Source organism: Streptomyces sp. MK7, from assembly GCF_032658145.1.
Taxonomy (GTDB): domain Bacteria; phylum Actinomycetota; class Actinomycetes; order Streptomycetales; family Streptomycetaceae; genus Streptomyces; species Streptomyces spiralis.
Window position 1 is genome coordinate 84512 of record NZ_JAVACL010000009.1, and the last position, 14308, is coordinate 98819.

Consider the following 14308-nt stretch of genomic DNA (forward strand, 5'->3'; position numbering starts at 1 on the left):
GCCTTTGCCGAGTGATGAAGGAAGAGATGGATCAATCATGCGCAACTCGGCAAGGCGGACCCTGAGCCTTGCGTCCGACCCTGCGCTATGGCACACCAAATATTATTGGTGAGTTCACTTGATATCCCTGGCGGTCCGAGTCGGAGATTCTCAGGCAGTACTGCGATTTCTTGTCCACGCAAGGCACCGGGGTCTTCTCCGGCGGGTCGGGGCAGAGGCCGTCCGCATCGCGGACCGTGCCGATGGACAACGGGGCCGGTCCGAGCGGCGCTCGGAGTCTCGGGCACGCCCGGGCCGTGCCGCGCCCCGGGTCCGTGTCCCGCGCCGTTCAGGCCGTGCCCGGCGGTACGACATGACCGATCAGCAGGGCGAAGCGGCGTTCGTGGGCCTCCTGAGGCAGCCGGCCGCCGCGCATCAGGGTCACCAGGCCGTGCGGCGTGGCCCAGTAGGTCTCCGTCAGCAGTCCGGGGTCGTCGCCCTCGGCCACGACCGGCTCGACGGCCCGGGCCGGTTCGCCGAACGCCTCCTGCAGCGGGGCGGGAGCCTCCGGCGCCGCGAACGGCAGGTCCACCGTGAGCGTGAACATCGCGTCGTAGAGCGCGGGCCGCCGCCGGGCGAAGGCGGTGCGGGCCTCGCCGACCGCCGCCATGATCGCGTCCTTGCTCTTGAAGTGGCTGTAGAGGACCGGCTGGCTGTACTCGATCGTGGCGGCCGGCCGTCGCGTGGTGACCGCGTCCCAGCCCTCCGCCTCCGCCGGTTCCCGCGCGGCCGTCACGATCAGCCGCCGGCGTTCCGCTCGTTCGCGCTCCCGGCGCGTCTGGATCGGCATGCAGCGAATTTCTAGCAACGCTAGCCGCTCTGTCAGTGCTCTGCTAGCTTTGCCCTTGTTCCTAGCGGTGCTAGCAGCCGAGCGGTTGCCGGCGCTCACTCATGGAAGATCGGGGAGATCCATGACCGTCACCGCGTACACCCTCGCCGTCCTGCTCGACCTGTTCTGCCTGTTCCTCGGCTACCGGTTCTGGTTCCAGCCGGGTCCCGCCGCGGCCGGCTACGGCGCCCCCGCCGACCCGCGTGGCGACGCCGGCGCCTACCTGTCGGTCAAGGGCCTCAGGGACGGCACCTTCGGGCTGCTCGGCCTCGCTCTGCTGGCCTTCGCGGGCGCCCGTGCCGAGGCGTGGTTCATGGTCTGCGTGGCACTCGTGCCGCTCGTCGACACCCTGATAGTCCTGCGTCATGGCGGGGCGAAGGCGGTCGCGTTCGGTATCCACTTCGCCACCGCGATCGTCGTACTCATCAGCGCCGGACTGCTCTTCGCGGTCTGACCACAACGCAAGGGAACGCATCATGTCGCTGTTCGTGCCCAAGTCCGACGACTCCGTGATCGTCCGTGGCGCCGAGGCCGAGGTGGTGGGCGGCGCCCCCGTCGGCGTGCAGCTGCTGGCCGACCGCAGTGCGGCCGGAGGGGCGCTGTCCACCGTGCGCGTGACCCTGGCGGAGGGCGCCGACGGTGCGCGGCCCCACCTGCACCACACCGCGGCCGAGATGTTCTACCTGCTCGACGGGACCGCCGAGATCCTCTCCGGCGACGACATCGTCACCGCGGAGCGTGGTGACCTCGTCATCGTCCCGCCGGACAAGCCGCACGCCTTCGCCGCCGTCCCGGACGCCACGGCGGACATCCTCATCGTCATCACCCCGGGCATCGAGCGCTTCGAGTACTTCCGCCACCTGCAGCGCATCCGCGTCGGCGAGGCCACCCCGGAGAGCATCCTCGAGGTGCAGGAGCGGTACGACAACCACTTCCTCAAGAGCGAGATCTGGGAGGGCCGCCGCGGCTGACGCGCGGGCGGCCGGGAAACCGTTTCACGGCGACCGCCCCCCGCCCCATAGGATTGGGACCTGTCGTCACATTCCCGCCCGCCCTTCGGGCGGACGACGGGAAGGTGACGACAGGCCCCGGCCCAAACCACACACACTCACCCCAGAGGAACGCTGCATGCCTGGCATCACGCGCGAGGAGGTCGCCCACCTCGCCCGGCTGGCGCGTCTGGAGCTGAAGCCCGAAGAGCTCGACCACTTCGCGGGACAGCTGGACGACATCATCGGCGCGGTGGCCCGCGTCAGTGAGGTCGCCGACCAAGACGTACCGCCGACCTCCCACCCGCTGCCGCTGACCAACGTCATGCGCGCGGACGAGGTCCGTCCGTCGCTCACCCCCGAGCAGGCGCTGTCCGGCGCCCCGGCCCAGGAGCAGCAGCGTTTCAAGGTGCCGCAGATCCTGGGTGAGGAGTGACAGCCATGACGGACATCAACAGCATCATCCGGCTCACCGCCGCCGAGACCGCCGAGAAGATCGCCTCCGGTGAGCTCACGGCCGTCGAGGTCACCGAGGCCCACCTGGCCCGGATCGAGGCCGTCGACGAGAAGGTGCACGCCTTCCTGCACGTCGACCGCGAGGGCGCCCTCGCCCAGGCCCGCGCCGTCGACGAGAAGCGGGCGCGCGGGGAGAAGCTCGGCCCGCTGGCCGGCGTCCCGCTCGCGCTCAAGGACATCTTCACCACCGAGGGCGTCCCGACGACCGTCGGTTCGAAGATCCTCGAGGGCTGGATCCCGCCGTACGACGCGACGCTCACCAAGCGCCTCAAGGCCGCCGACGTCGTCATCCTCGGCAAGACCAACATGGACGAGTTCGCCATGGGGTCCTCCACCGAGAACAGTGCCTTCGGCCCGACCGGCAACCCCTGGGACCTCACCAAGATCCCCGGCGGCTCCGGCGGTGGGTCGAGCGCGGCCCTCGCCTCCTTCCAGGCCCCCCTCGCCATCGGCACCGACACCGGCGGCTCCATCCGCCAGCCCGCCGCGGTCACCGGCACGGTCGGCGTGAAGCCGACGTACGGCGCGGTCTCCCGCTTCGGCATGGTGGCGTTCTCCTCCTCCCTGGACCAGGGCGGCCCCTGCGCCCGTACGGTTTTGGACGCGGCGCTGCTGCACGAGGTGATCGCCGGGCACGACCCGCTGGACTCCACCTCCATCGACGAGCCGGTCCCGCCGGTCGTCGAGGCCGCCCTGGGCGGCAGCGTCGAGGGCATGCGCGTCGGAGTGGTCAAGCAGTTCCGAGGCGAGGGCTACCAGGCCGGCGTCATCCAGCGGTTCGACGAGTCCGTCGAGCTGCTCAAGGAGCTGGGCGCCGAGATCGTCGAGCTGGACTGCCCGTCCTTCGACCTGGCGCTGTCGGCGTACTACCTGATCGCGCCCTCCGAGTGCTCCTCCAACCTGGCCCGCTTCGACGGTCTGCGCTACGGCCTGCGCACCGGCGACGACGGCGGCCACTCCGCCGAGGAGGTCACCTCCCTCACCCGCGAGGCGGGCTTCGGCCCCGAGGTCAAGCGCCGCATCATGCTCGGCACGTACGCGCTCAGCTCCGGCTACTACGACGCGTACTACGGCAGCGCCCAGAAGGTCCGCACCCTCATCAAGCGGGACTTCGACAAGGCGTTCGAGCAGGTCGACGTGATCGTCTCCCCGACGACCCCGACCACCGCCTTCGCGATCGGCGAGCGCGCCGACGACCCGATGGCGATGTACCTGGCCGACCTCTGCACCATCCCCACCAACCTGGCGGGCAACGCGGCCATGTCCCTGCCGTGCGGTCTCGCCCCGGAGGACAACCTCCCGGTGGGACTGCAGATCATCGCCCCGGTGATGAAGGACGACCGCCTCTACAAGGTGGGGGCCGCCGTCGAGGCCGCCTTCGTGGAAAAGTGGGGGCACCCGCTGCTGGAGGAGGCTCCGTCGCTGTGAGCAAGGCACTGTCCAAGGCCAAGGGCTTCAAGAAGTCCAAGTCCGGTACGTACCTGTCCATGGCCACCACCGCGTTCGGCGCGATCGGTGTCGCCAAGCAGATCAAGAAGGCCCGCGCCGAGAGCGACACGCTGAGGCTGATCGACGCCGTGGTGACCGCCGCCGGCGTCGTCACCGGCCTCACCATCCTCTACCGCGAGCTGAAGCGGCTGGGCGACGACGACGTCCTGCTGGGCTGAGAGGGAAGTTTCACCGTGACCACCATGACCGACCTGGTGTCGTACGAGGACGCGCTGGCGTCGTACGACCCCGTCATGGGCCTCGAGGTCCATGTCGAACTCGGCACCAAGACCAAGATGTTCTGCGGCTGTTCGACCGCGCTCGGCGCCGACCCGAACAGCCAGACCTGCCCCACCTGCCTCGGCCTGCCCGGCGGGCTCCCGGTCATGAACAGGACCGGCGTCGAGTCGGCGATCAAGATCGGCCTCGCGCTGAACTGCGAGATCGCCGAGTGGTGCCGCTTCGCCCGGAAGAACTACTTCTATCCGGACATGCCGAAGAACTTCCAGACCTCCCAGTACGACGAGCCGATCGCCTTCAACGGCTACCTCGACGTGCAGCTGGAGGACGGCGAGGTCTTCCGCGTGGAGATCGAGCGCGCCCACATGGAGGAGGACACCGGCAAGTCGACGCACGTCGGCGGCGCCACCGGCCGTATCCACGGCGCGCAGCACTCCCTCCTCGACTACAACCGCGCCGGCATCCCGCTCATCGAGATCGTCACCAAGCCGATCGTCGGCGCGGGCGACCGCGCTCCCGAGGTGGCCAAGGCCTACGTGCGTGAGCTGCGCGAGGTCATCCGTTCGCTCGGCGTCTCCCAGGCCCGCATGGAGATGGGCCAGATGCGCTGCGACGTGAACCTGTCGCTGATGCCGAAGGGCGCCGAGAAGTTCGGCACCCGCTCCGAGACGAAGAACGTCAACTCGCTGCGGTCCGTGGAGCGCGCGGTCCGCTTCGAGATCCAGCGGCACGCGGCCGTCCTCTCCGGCGGCGGCACCGTGGTCCAGGAGACCCGTCACTTCCACGAGGAGACGGGCTCCACGACCTCCGGCCGGGTCAAGGAGGAGGCCGAGGACTACCGGTACTTCCCCGAGCCCGACCTGGTGCCGGTGGCCCCCTCGCGCGAGTGGGTCGAGGAGATCCGCGCGGCACTGCCCGAGCTGCCGCTGGCCCGCCGTACCCGGCTGCTGGCGGACTGGGGCATCTCGGCCACCGACATGCAGGCCATCCTCAACGCCGGTGCGCTGGACCCGATCGTCGCCACCATCGACGCCGGTGCCGACGCCGCCTCCGCCCGCAAGTGGTGGATGGGCGAGCTGGCGCGCCACGCCAACGAGGCCGGCAAGGCCCTGGACGAGCTGGCGATCACTCCGCCGCAGGTCGCCCGGGTCACCGAGCTGGTCGCCAAGGGCGACCTGAACGACAAGCTGGCCCGCCAGGTCATCGAGGGCGTCCTCGCGGGCGAGGGCACCCCGGACGAGGTCGTCGACAAGCGCGGCCTGAAGGTCGTCTCCGACGAGGGCGCGCTGACCGCCGCCGTCGACGAGGCCATCGCCGGCAACCCGGGCGTCGCGGACAAGATCCGCGGCGGCAAGGTGGCCGCGGCCGGCGCCCTGGTCGGCGCGGTCATGAAGGCCACCCGCGGTCAGGCCGACGCCGCCCGTGTCAAGGAGCTGATCCTGGAGAAGCTGGGCGTCAGCGAGGGCTGAGCCAGGCTTTCGCAGCGTACGGCCGTACGGCCCCGGAAGACGTGTCCTCCGGGGCCGTACGCACGGACGCAGGGCCCCTCCGGCCGTACGCGCGAACGCGGGCCCTCTGGTGCGTATGCGCGAACGCGGGCCCTCCGGCGGTACGCGGAATGCGGCCCTTCGGGGTGTACGCGCGAGCGCGGGGCCCCGGGGCGTGCGGGTCCACGCGTGCCCGTCGTACGCCCCGAGGCGCCTCCTTCCGGGCCTCCGGGGCCGGGCCCGTACGTCTCAGCCGCGGCGCCCCACGACCCGGGCGAACCCCAGCAGACGGCCCCGGTCGGCGTTCAGCAGTTCCACCGAATCCCGCGCCATCCCCGCCATGAACTCGCTCGGGCTCTGCTCGGCGCACACCTCGCTCCACCGCAGCCAGTCGCGCCAGCCGTCCTCCAGCCAGTCGGCGGTCTCGACCGTCACGGCGCCGGTGCGCGTCCAGTTCCGGTGCCACCAGGCGGGGGAGTGGAACGCCCAGAATCCCGGGTCCCAGTGGGCCTTGAGGTGCTCCGGCGGCTCGGCACCGTCGATCTCCTCCCGTACCGAGGGCACCACGACCCCGATCCGCCCGCCGGGCTTCAGCAGCCGGGTCAGGGAGGGCAGGTAGAGGTCGTCGGCGCCGAAGTACTGGTAGGCGTCGACGGAGACGATCGCGTCGAACGACTCTTCGCCGAACGGCAGGTCGTGCGCCTCGGCGTGGACCGGCACCACCCGGTCGGCGACACCGGCCTCGGCGATCCGGCGGGCGTTGTCGTCGGGCTTGATCCACAGGTCGGCCGCGACGACCTGGAGGCCGTACTCCCGGGCCAGGAAGACGGAGGTCAGCGCGCGCCCGCAGCCCAGGTCCAGCACGCGGGAGCCGGCGGGCAGGGAGTCGAGCCGCAGGGCCGGTGCCAGCCACTCCAGCAGCCACAGCGGATGCGGCCCCATCTGGTGCTCGATGAGCCAGTGGGGGTCGTAGGCGTTGCTGCGCGGGTGGCGCGCGTGTGTGAGATCGACCATGGAGGACGTGGATAGCAGGGCGGACCGCGACCCCGCATCCGGTTTCCCGGGCCGGGGCGCTACGCTCGCCCGCCATGAGTGGACGCGCCGATTCCGAAACGCATCCCGAGATATCCGCGGTGGACGAGGTCTCGGCCGCCGCCGTACCGGACGGGGGCGAGGACGCCAGGGGCGCCGAGGGTGCCGCCGATGCCGAGGGCCACGGAGGCGACCCGCAGGACGGCGCCGAGGTCGCCCGCCGGGCCCGCTGGACGGCGGCCGGCACGGGAGTGCTGCTCACGCTCGCCGGGATCGCCGCGTGCCTGCTGCGGCTCCGCGACTCGGCCCCGGCCCTCGTCCCGGCCGCCTACGCAGCCGGCGCCGCCGTCTGCGCCGGGGCGGCCCTCCTCGGTCACCGGGGCCGCACCCGGCGGGCGCTGTGGCTGCTGATCGCCGGGGTGATGGTGATGGCACTCGGCGACCAGTCGGACTGAGGTGACAGAACCCGCCGGACTGTCCTGTGAATTCGGTCCCAGTCCTGTGAATAACGCCACGAAGGCGCTAAACGATCACAATCGCCTGCAAGAGTGTCCTGACATTGCTCATGCGTTCTTTGCGGGCTGTTCACTTCATGAACGACTGTTCCCGGTCAAAGATCCACAATCCGTACACCTGGGAGCACGTTCGTGGCAGCCCTTGCGCGCTGGTGTCTGCAGCACCGCCTCGCCGTCGTCCTGCTCTGGCTCCTCGCCCTCGGCGGGGTCACCGTCGCCTCCGCCGTCACCGGCCCGGCGTACTCCAACGACTACGAGGTCCCCGGCACCGAGTCGGGCCGCGCCACCCAGCTGCTGCGCGAGGGCTTCCCCGGCCTGGGCGGCGACAGCGACACCGTGGTGTGGCACACCACGCCCGGCAACGTGCGCGCCTCCGACGTCGAGCAGACGATGACCCGCACCCTGGACCGGATCGCGACCCTGCCCGGGGTGGCGTCCGTGACCAGCCCCTACAAGGGCCAGGGAGCGGACCGGATCAGCCGCGACGGGCACACCGCGTACGCCACGGTCACCTTCGACCACCCCGCCCAGGACATCCCCGCCTCCGAGGCGCAGGCCGTCGTCAGCGCCGCCAAGGCCGCCCAGACCGACGGGCTCCAGGTGGAGCTCGGCGGCAGCGCGATCGGCGGCACCCAGTCCTCCGGCGGGCACCTCGCCGAGGCCGCCGGCGTGGCCGTGGCCGCCGTGGTGCTCCTGCTCGCCTTCGGCTCGCTCGCCGCGTCCCTGCTGCCCATCGCCACCGCGCTGGTCAGCGTCGGTACCGCCTACGCGGCCATCGAGCTCCTCGGGCACGCCATGACGGTGGCCGCCTTCGCGCCCATGCTGGGCATGCTGATCGGGCTCGGCGTCGGCATCGACTACGCGCTGTTCATCGTCACCCGGCACCGACGCGGTCTCAAACGCGGGCTCGACGTCGAGCAGGCGGCCGCGAACGCCGTCGCCACCACCGGACGCGCCGTCGTGTTCGCGGGTGCCACCGTTTGCATCGCCCTGCTGGGCATGTTCATCCTGCGCCTCGGCTTCCTCGACGGGGTCGCGGTCGCCGCCGCCTCGACCGTCGTCCTCACCGTGGCCGCGTCGGTGACCCTGCTGCCGGCCCTGCTGTCCTTCATCGGCCCGCGCGCCCTCAGCCGGCGCGAGCGCCGCAGACTGGCCGAGCACGGCCCCGAACCCGAGCTGCCCACCGGCTTCGCCGCCCGATGGTCCGCCTTCGTCGAACGCCACCCCAAGCTGCTCGGCGCCCTCGCGCTGGCCGTCATCACCGTGCTCGCCCTGCCCACGCTCACCCTCCACCTGGGCACCTCCGACCAGGGCAACGACCCCGCGTCGTCGACCACCCGCAAGGCCTACGACCTCGTCGCCGAGGGCTTCGGCCCGGGCGTCAACGGGCCTCTCACGCTCGTGACGCGCGTAGACGGAGCGGACGACAAACTCGCCCTGGACAACCTCGACACCGCCCTGCGCTCCACCGAGGGCGTCGCCGCGGTCACCCCGGTCACCTACGACACCGGCGGCAGCACCGCCTACCTGACCGTGGTCCCCGACTCCGCGCCCCAGTCCCAGCGCACCAGCGACCTCGTCGACCGGCTGCGCACCGAGGTGCTCCCCCGCGCGGAGACCGGCACCGCCCTCGATGTGCAGGTCGGCGGCGTGACCGCCGGATACGACGACTTCGCCGGCGTCATCGTCGGCAGGCTGCCGCTGTTCGTCGGCGTGGTGGTCGGCCTCGGCTGCGTCCTGCTCCTGCTCGCCTTCCGGTCCGTCGGCATACCGCTGAAGGCCGCCGCCATGAACGTCGCCGCCGTGGCCGCCGCGTTCGGCGTCGTCGTCGCGATCTTCCAGTGGGGGTGGGGCAGCGAGTTCCTCGGCCTCGGCCGGGCCGGGCCCATCGAGCCCTTCCTGCCCGTGATCATGGTCTCGGTGCTCTTCGGCCTCTCCATGGACTATCAGGTCTTCCTGGTCAGCCGGATGTACGAGGAGTGGCTGGAGACCGGCGACAACCGCCGTGCCGTTCGCGTCGGCCTCGCCGAGACCAGCCGCGTGATCAACTCCGCCGCGGTCATCATGATCTCGGTCTTCCTCGCCTTCGTGCTCGGCGGCGACCGGGTGATCGCCATGTTCGGCATCGGGCTCGCCGCCGCCGTGGCCCTGGACGCCTTCGTGCTGCGCACCCTGCTGGTGCCCGCCCTGATGCATCTGCTGGGCCGCGCCAACTGGTGGCTGCCGCGCCGGCTGGACCGCGTACTGCCCCGGATCAGCATCGAGCCGCCCGAGTGCCGCGCCGCCCATGAGAGGCTCACCGACGTCGTGGAAGCACTGGCGAAGGAGCGGCCGCAGGATGTACGCGATACCTCTGGGTGACGACGGAGCCGAACTGCGGCCCCTGGAGCCCTGGCACGCCGGGGAGTTCCTCGCGCACCTCGACCGGGGGCGGGACTTCATCGGGCAGTACATCGCCTTCGGATCCCGGGAGACGGACGTCGACTCCGCGCGGGCCCTGCTCACCCGGTACGCGGAGAAGCGCACCGCCGACAGCGGCAGCCTGCACGGCATCTGGCTGGACGGGAAGCTGGTCGGCGGGGTGCTGTTCCGGACGTTCGACGCGGAACAGGGCACCTGCGAGGTCGGCTGCTGGCTGGAGCCGGCCGGGGCGGGGCGGGGACTGGTCACGCGCGCGATGCGCGTCCTGCTCGACTGGGCGTTCGACGCGCGCCGCATGCACCGCGTGGAGTGGCACGCGGCCTCCGCCAACCAGCCGAGCATCGACGTCGCCCGCCGCCTGGGCATGACCCGGGACGGAGTGCTCCGCGAGAGCCGCGCCCACCGGGGCGTACGGCACGACATCGAGATCTGGTCGGTGCTGGCACCGGAGTGGCGTGCGGCACGCGCGCGTGCCGCACGGGACGTTCGTTGACGATCATTAAGGGGCTTCTCAGACAGCGTCCGTACGGTGCGCCCCATGGCAACCAAGACTGCAGACGAGGCCGGGGCCGAGGCCACTGAGGCCACCGAGGCCGCCGAGGCCACCGAACCGCTGGACGACGAGGCAAGAGCGGAAGGCACGGACGGTGCGGAGAGCGCGGACGGCGCCGAGAGCGCGGACGGCGCGGAGGCGGCGGGCACCGAGGCCGGTACCGAGGACGTGAAGGAGGCGGGGCCCTCCGGCGTCGGGCAGGGCGCCGGTGCCGTCGTCTCCGCCGCGCTGGGCCTGGTCTCGCTGAGCGGCAGCTGGCTCGGCACCGTCGCGGGCGCCCGCGAGCAGCTGATCGGCCAGCTGCGGACCTCCACCTCTGCGAGCGTCGCCCAGCAGATCAAGGAGGTCTACGGCGACGCCTGGCACACCACCGCGCTGTGGGGCGGGCTGTTCGCGCTGCTCGCCCTGATCGCCGGCGTCGTGGTCCTCGCCCGGCCCGCGTTCGGCACCCAGGGCAGGCCGCAGGCGCCCTGGATCAAGTCGGTCGCCTGGGCGGGCGTCGCGCTCGGCGTCCTCGGCCTGCTGCTGGCCGTCCTGAAGTACACCGACGCCCTGCTCGCCCTGCCGTCCGCCTGAGCGTCACCGCGAGCAGAGCTCGGACATCGTCGCGGGTCGGACCCGGGTGTCACCGCAGGCCGGAGAGGGGCCTTAGGGCCGCCGTAGGTGCCTTACGGCGGTCCCTGAGGCCCCTCCTGCGTATCTAAGGCCCCGGGCGGCGCCGAAGATGCGGAACCCGCCCGATGCGGCCCGCCCCCCTGGGAGACGAAGGTGGTCATCGAGCACCGAAGCGGTGTTCGGACACCATCTCTCACCAGGGAGCCACCATGTACGGGTACGAACTCCACCGGATGCGTTCCGCCGAGCTGCGCCGCGAGGCCGACCGGGCGCGCCTGGTCCGCGAGGCGCTGCGCGTCCGCCGTGCCGCCCGGCGATCCGCCGCCCAGGACGCCCCCGAGGCGGAGGCGCATAGCAGCGGTCCGCGGCGGCACTGGTTCACCCCGGCCGCGTGAACACGGGACAGCGGGGGGCCACCGGCTCCACGGGGGGCGGCCGGGCCCTTCCGCCGGGCGCCGCCCGCATCGCCCAGCCGAAAAACGGTGCCGCGCTGTCAGACCCGCATGCGATGCTCGGGACCGTGGAGACCAGGTCCGTCAGTCCGGTGTTCGTGGGCCGCGCGAACGAGTTGGACACGCTGCACGACGCTCTCGCCCACGCGGCCGGGGGAGAGCCGCAGGCGCTGCTGCTCGGCGGCGAGGCCGGTGTCGGCAAGACCCGGCTGATCGAGGAGTTCGCCGCTGCCGCCGCCCGCCGGGGCGCCGTCGTCGCGGTCGGCGGCTGTGTGGAGATCGGCGCGGACGGACTGCCGTTCGCGCCCTTCTCCACCGCCCTGCGCGCCCTGCGCCGGGAGGTGCCCGACGAACTCGCCGCCGCGGCCGCCGGACAGGAGGAGGAGCTCGCCCGGCTGCTGCCCGAACTGGGCGAGCAGCCCGTCACGCGCGGCGCGGGCCGGCATGACGAGGACGGCATGGCCCGCCTGTTCGAACTCACCGCCCGCCTGCTGGAGCAGGTCGCCGCCGACCGCACCGTGGTCCTCGCCCTGGAGGACCTGCACTGGGCCGACGCCTCCACCCGTCACCTCCTGGCCTACCTCTTCCGCACCCTGCGCACCGGCCGCCTGGTCGTCCTGGCCAGCTACCGCTCCGACGACATCCACCGCCGTCACCCGCTGCGCCCCCTGCTCGCCGAACTCGACCGGCTGCGCACGGTCCGCCGCGTCGAACTCGCCCGCTTCACCCGCCAGGAGGTCGGCCGCCAGATCGCCGGCATCATCGCCGCCGAACCGGCCCCCGCCCAGGTCGACGACATCTTCGAACGCTCCGACGGCAACGCCTTCTTCGTCGAGGAGCTCGCCTGCTGCGCCGCCGAGGGCTGCGCCGCCCTCAGCGACTCCCTGCGCGACCTGCTCCTCGTGCGCGTCGAGGCACTGCCCGAGTCCGCCCAGCGGGTCGTCCGGATCGTCGCCGAGGGCGGCTCCACCGTCGAGTACCAGCTGCTGGCGGCCGTGGCCCGGCTCGCCGAGGACGACCTCATCGAGGCGCTGCGGGCCGCCGTCAACGTCAACATCCTCGTCGCCGCACGCACCGGCGACGGCTACCGCTTCCGGCACTCCCTGGTCCGCGAGGCCGTCAGCGACGACCTGCTGCCCGGCGAACGCTCCCGCCTCAACCGCCGCTACGCCGAGGCCCTGGAGGCCGATCCGACGCTCGTCCCCGCCGACCAGCGCGTCATGCGGCTGGCCAGCTACTGGTACCACGCCCACGACCCGGCCAAGGCCCTGCCCGCCGTCCTGGACGCCTCCGTCACGGCCCGCGCCCGGCACGCCTACAGCGAGCAACTCAGGCTGCTGGAGCGGGCGATGGAGCTGTGGGACGCCGCCCCGGAGGACGTGCGGTCCCGGCTGCGGCCGGTGGACTACACCGAGGTCTACCCTCCCTGTGGCTGCGACCCGGCGACCACACCCCTGCGCTACCTCGATCTGATGGCGGAAGCAGCCGTCGCCGGCCGCCTCTGCGGCGAGCGGGAACGCGCCCTGAAGATCACCAAGCGGGCGCTGCGCCTGCTGGACGAGGAGCACGACCCGCTCCGGGCCGCCTGGTTCTGGGTCCAGCGCTCCCGGCTGGTCCAGCTGAAGTCCCACGGCGACGGCTGGCGCGAACTGGCCACGGCCCAGGAGCTGGTGCGCGGGCTGCCGCCCTCGGAGGTGCACGCCGAGGTGCTGGCCCACGTCGCCAACTGGTCGATGGTCCACGTGCCCGGCCCCGAGGCCTTCTCGGCCGCCGAGCGCGCCGTGGAGTACGCGCGCATGGTCGGGGCCCGCGAGATCGAGATGACCGCGCGGCTCACCCTGGGCGGACTCATGGTGGACGCCGGGGACGTCGAGGCGGGGCTCGCCGAGATGTACGAGGTGAACCGGTGCACGGTGGAGGACGGGATCTCCGCCGTGGCCGGCCGCTCCTTCGTGAACCTGCCGTCCGAGCTGGAGGCCGTCGGGCGGTCCCGCGACGCGGTGCCGCTGCTGGAGCAGGGGCTCGCCTATACGCAGGGACATGGCCTGCTGGACCACGAGGCCTGGGTCTGGGGCAACCTCGCCGAATCCCTGTACAGCCTGGGCCGCTGGGACGAGGCGGCCGAGGCGGCGACCCGTTCGGAACGGGTCGGCCAGAGCGCCAAACCGAGTGCCTTCCACGCCAAGAACAGGGCCGAACTGGCCCTCGCCCGCGGTGACCTGCCCGAGGCGGCGCGTCAACTGGCCGCCGCCCGGGAGAATTTCGGCAAGTACGACCACGCTCCGCAGCACGCCCTGCCCCTGAGCCGCATCTCGATCGCCGTCGCGGCGGGCGAGGGCCGCCTGCTGGACGCCCGCGCCGAACTCGAAGGCGTCCTGGAGACCGGCTTCCCACCCGGAACCCAGCGCTACGGCTGGCCCCTGCTGCTCACCGCCGCCACCATGGAGGTCCGCGCGGTCGGGCTGTCCGCCGCCGACCCCGGCCGCCCCGCCGTCCTCGACCACATCCGGCAGGCCACCAGGACGCTGGCCGCCAAGGTGCCCGTCTGGCAGGCGTACGAACGCTGGGTGCGCGCCGAGCTGCTGCGGGCCGAGGGCCACGGCCGCACCGACGACTGGGCCGAGATCGTCGCCGCCTTCGAGACCCTGGAGCGCCCCTACGACCTCGCCCGGGTCCGCTTCCGACTGGCCGAGTCCCTGCTGCACTCCGGCGAGGACGAGCGGGAGCGCGCCGCGGAGCTGCTCCGCCTGGCCCACGCCGTCGCCGAGCACCTGCGTGCCCGCCCGCTGGCCGACTCCGTGGCCCTGCTCGCCCAGCGCGCCCGTCTGTCCCTGACCCATGCCCCGCAGCGGCGACTCGCCCCGGCCGACCCCGCCGAGTCCCTCGGCCTCACCAGCCGGGAGCGTGACGTGCTGCGCCTGGTCGCGCTGGGCCGCACCAACCGCCAGATAGCCGAGGAACTGTTCATCTCCCCCAAGACGGCGAGCGTCCACGTCTCGAACATCCTCGGCAAGCTCGGCGTCTCCGGCCGCGGCGAGGCGGCGGCCGTGGCGCACCGGATGGAGCTGTTTCCGCAGGACACGCTCACTGTCCCGACGGCGGGGTGAGCCGTACGGTGGACAGCAGGGAGGG

The 14308-nt window shown here is 72.2% G+C and carries 14 protein-coding genes; 12 read left to right on the plus strand and 2 right to left on the minus strand.

Annotation, left to right across the window (positions count from 1 at the left end; translation table 11 throughout):
* Positions 1-328: 328 nt before the first annotated feature.
* Entirely contained in the window at positions 329-829 is a 501-nt protein-coding gene (locus R2S09_RS13545) for a TetR/AcrR family transcriptional regulator (RefSeq protein WP_316741174.1), read from the minus strand.
* 121 nt (positions 830-950) lie between these two features.
* Here R2S09_RS13545 and R2S09_RS13550 point away from each other — a divergent pair, with 121 nt between their 5' ends.
* From R2S09_RS13550 to gatB, 6 genes are all read left to right on the plus strand, one after another.
* Positions 951-1322 carry a DUF4267 domain-containing protein gene (locus R2S09_RS13550; RefSeq protein WP_306188188.1) on the plus strand — a complete coding sequence of 124 codons (372 nt, stop codon included), beginning with the start codon at positions 951-953 and terminating at the stop codon, positions 1320-1322.
* 22 nt (positions 1323-1344) lie between these two features.
* Positions 1345-1839: a cupin domain-containing protein gene (locus R2S09_RS13555; RefSeq protein WP_316741177.1), complete on the plus strand. Its 495-nt coding sequence runs from the start codon at positions 1345-1347 to the stop codon at positions 1837-1839.
* Positions 1840-1996: 157 nt separating this feature from the next.
* Entirely contained in the window at positions 1997-2293 is a 297-nt protein-coding gene (gene gatC, locus R2S09_RS13560; protein ID WP_006130840.1) for an Asp-tRNA(Asn)/Glu-tRNA(Gln) amidotransferase subunit GatC, read from the plus strand.
* Between the two features lie 5 nt (positions 2294-2298).
* Positions 2299-3801, plus strand: coding sequence for an Asp-tRNA(Asn)/Glu-tRNA(Gln) amidotransferase subunit GatA (gene gatA / locus R2S09_RS13565; protein ID WP_306188196.1), 1503 nt, complete (start codon positions 2299-2301; stop codon positions 3799-3801).
* Positions 3798-4040 carry a hypothetical protein gene (locus R2S09_RS13570; RefSeq protein WP_316741184.1) on the plus strand — a complete coding sequence of 81 codons (243 nt, stop codon included), beginning with the start codon at positions 3798-3800 and terminating at the stop codon, positions 4038-4040. Before gatA ends, R2S09_RS13570 begins: the two co-directional genes overlap by 4 nt.
* Before the next feature lie 15 nt (positions 4041-4055).
* Positions 4056-5570 (plus strand): Asp-tRNA(Asn)/Glu-tRNA(Gln) amidotransferase subunit GatB, encoded by a 1515-nt coding sequence (gene gatB / locus R2S09_RS13575; protein WP_316741185.1) that lies wholly within the window; start codon positions 4056-4058, stop codon positions 5568-5570.
* A gap of 267 nt (positions 5571-5837) precedes the next feature.
* On the opposite strand, the gene R2S09_RS13580 is transcribed toward gatB, so the two are convergent.
* On the minus strand, positions 5838-6602 hold the full coding sequence (locus R2S09_RS13580) for a methyltransferase domain-containing protein (protein WP_316741187.1): 765 nt from the start codon (positions 6600-6602) through the stop codon (positions 5838-5840).
* 74 nt (positions 6603-6676) lie between these two features.
* On the opposite strand from R2S09_RS13580, the gene R2S09_RS13585 reads away from it, so the two are divergent.
* The 6 genes from R2S09_RS13585 to R2S09_RS13610 all read left to right on the plus strand — a co-directional run bounded on the left by R2S09_RS13585 (position 6677) and on the right by R2S09_RS13610 (position 14283).
* Positions 6677-7075 carry a hypothetical protein gene (locus tag R2S09_RS13585; RefSeq protein ID WP_316741188.1) on the plus strand — a complete coding sequence of 133 codons (399 nt, stop codon included), beginning with the start codon at positions 6677-6679 and terminating at the stop codon, positions 7073-7075.
* Positions 7076-7267: 192 nt separating this feature from the next.
* Complete coding sequence (locus tag R2S09_RS13590) at positions 7268-9496, plus strand: MMPL family transporter (protein WP_316741190.1); 2229 nt, start codon at positions 7268-7270, stop codon at positions 9494-9496.
* The gene (locus R2S09_RS13595) at positions 9474-10049 is read left to right on the plus strand and encodes a GNAT family N-acetyltransferase (RefSeq protein ID WP_306188206.1); all 576 of its coding nucleotides are present in this window, start codon (positions 9474-9476) and stop codon (positions 10047-10049) included. Before R2S09_RS13590 ends, R2S09_RS13595 begins: the two co-directional genes overlap by 23 nt.
* Positions 10050-10094: 45 nt before the next feature.
* Complete coding sequence (locus R2S09_RS13600) at positions 10095-10685, plus strand: hypothetical protein (protein WP_316741192.1); 591 nt, start codon at positions 10095-10097, stop codon at positions 10683-10685.
* 248 nt (positions 10686-10933) lie between these two features.
* Positions 10934-11119 carry a hypothetical protein gene (locus R2S09_RS13605; RefSeq protein WP_316741193.1) on the plus strand — a complete coding sequence of 62 codons (186 nt, stop codon included), beginning with the start codon at positions 10934-10936 and terminating at the stop codon, positions 11117-11119.
* Positions 11120-11232: 113 nt separating this feature from the next.
* Entirely contained in the window at positions 11233-14283 is a 3051-nt protein-coding gene (locus R2S09_RS13610; RefSeq protein WP_316741326.1) for an AAA family ATPase, read from the plus strand.
* Positions 14284-14308: the final 25 nt, after the last annotated feature.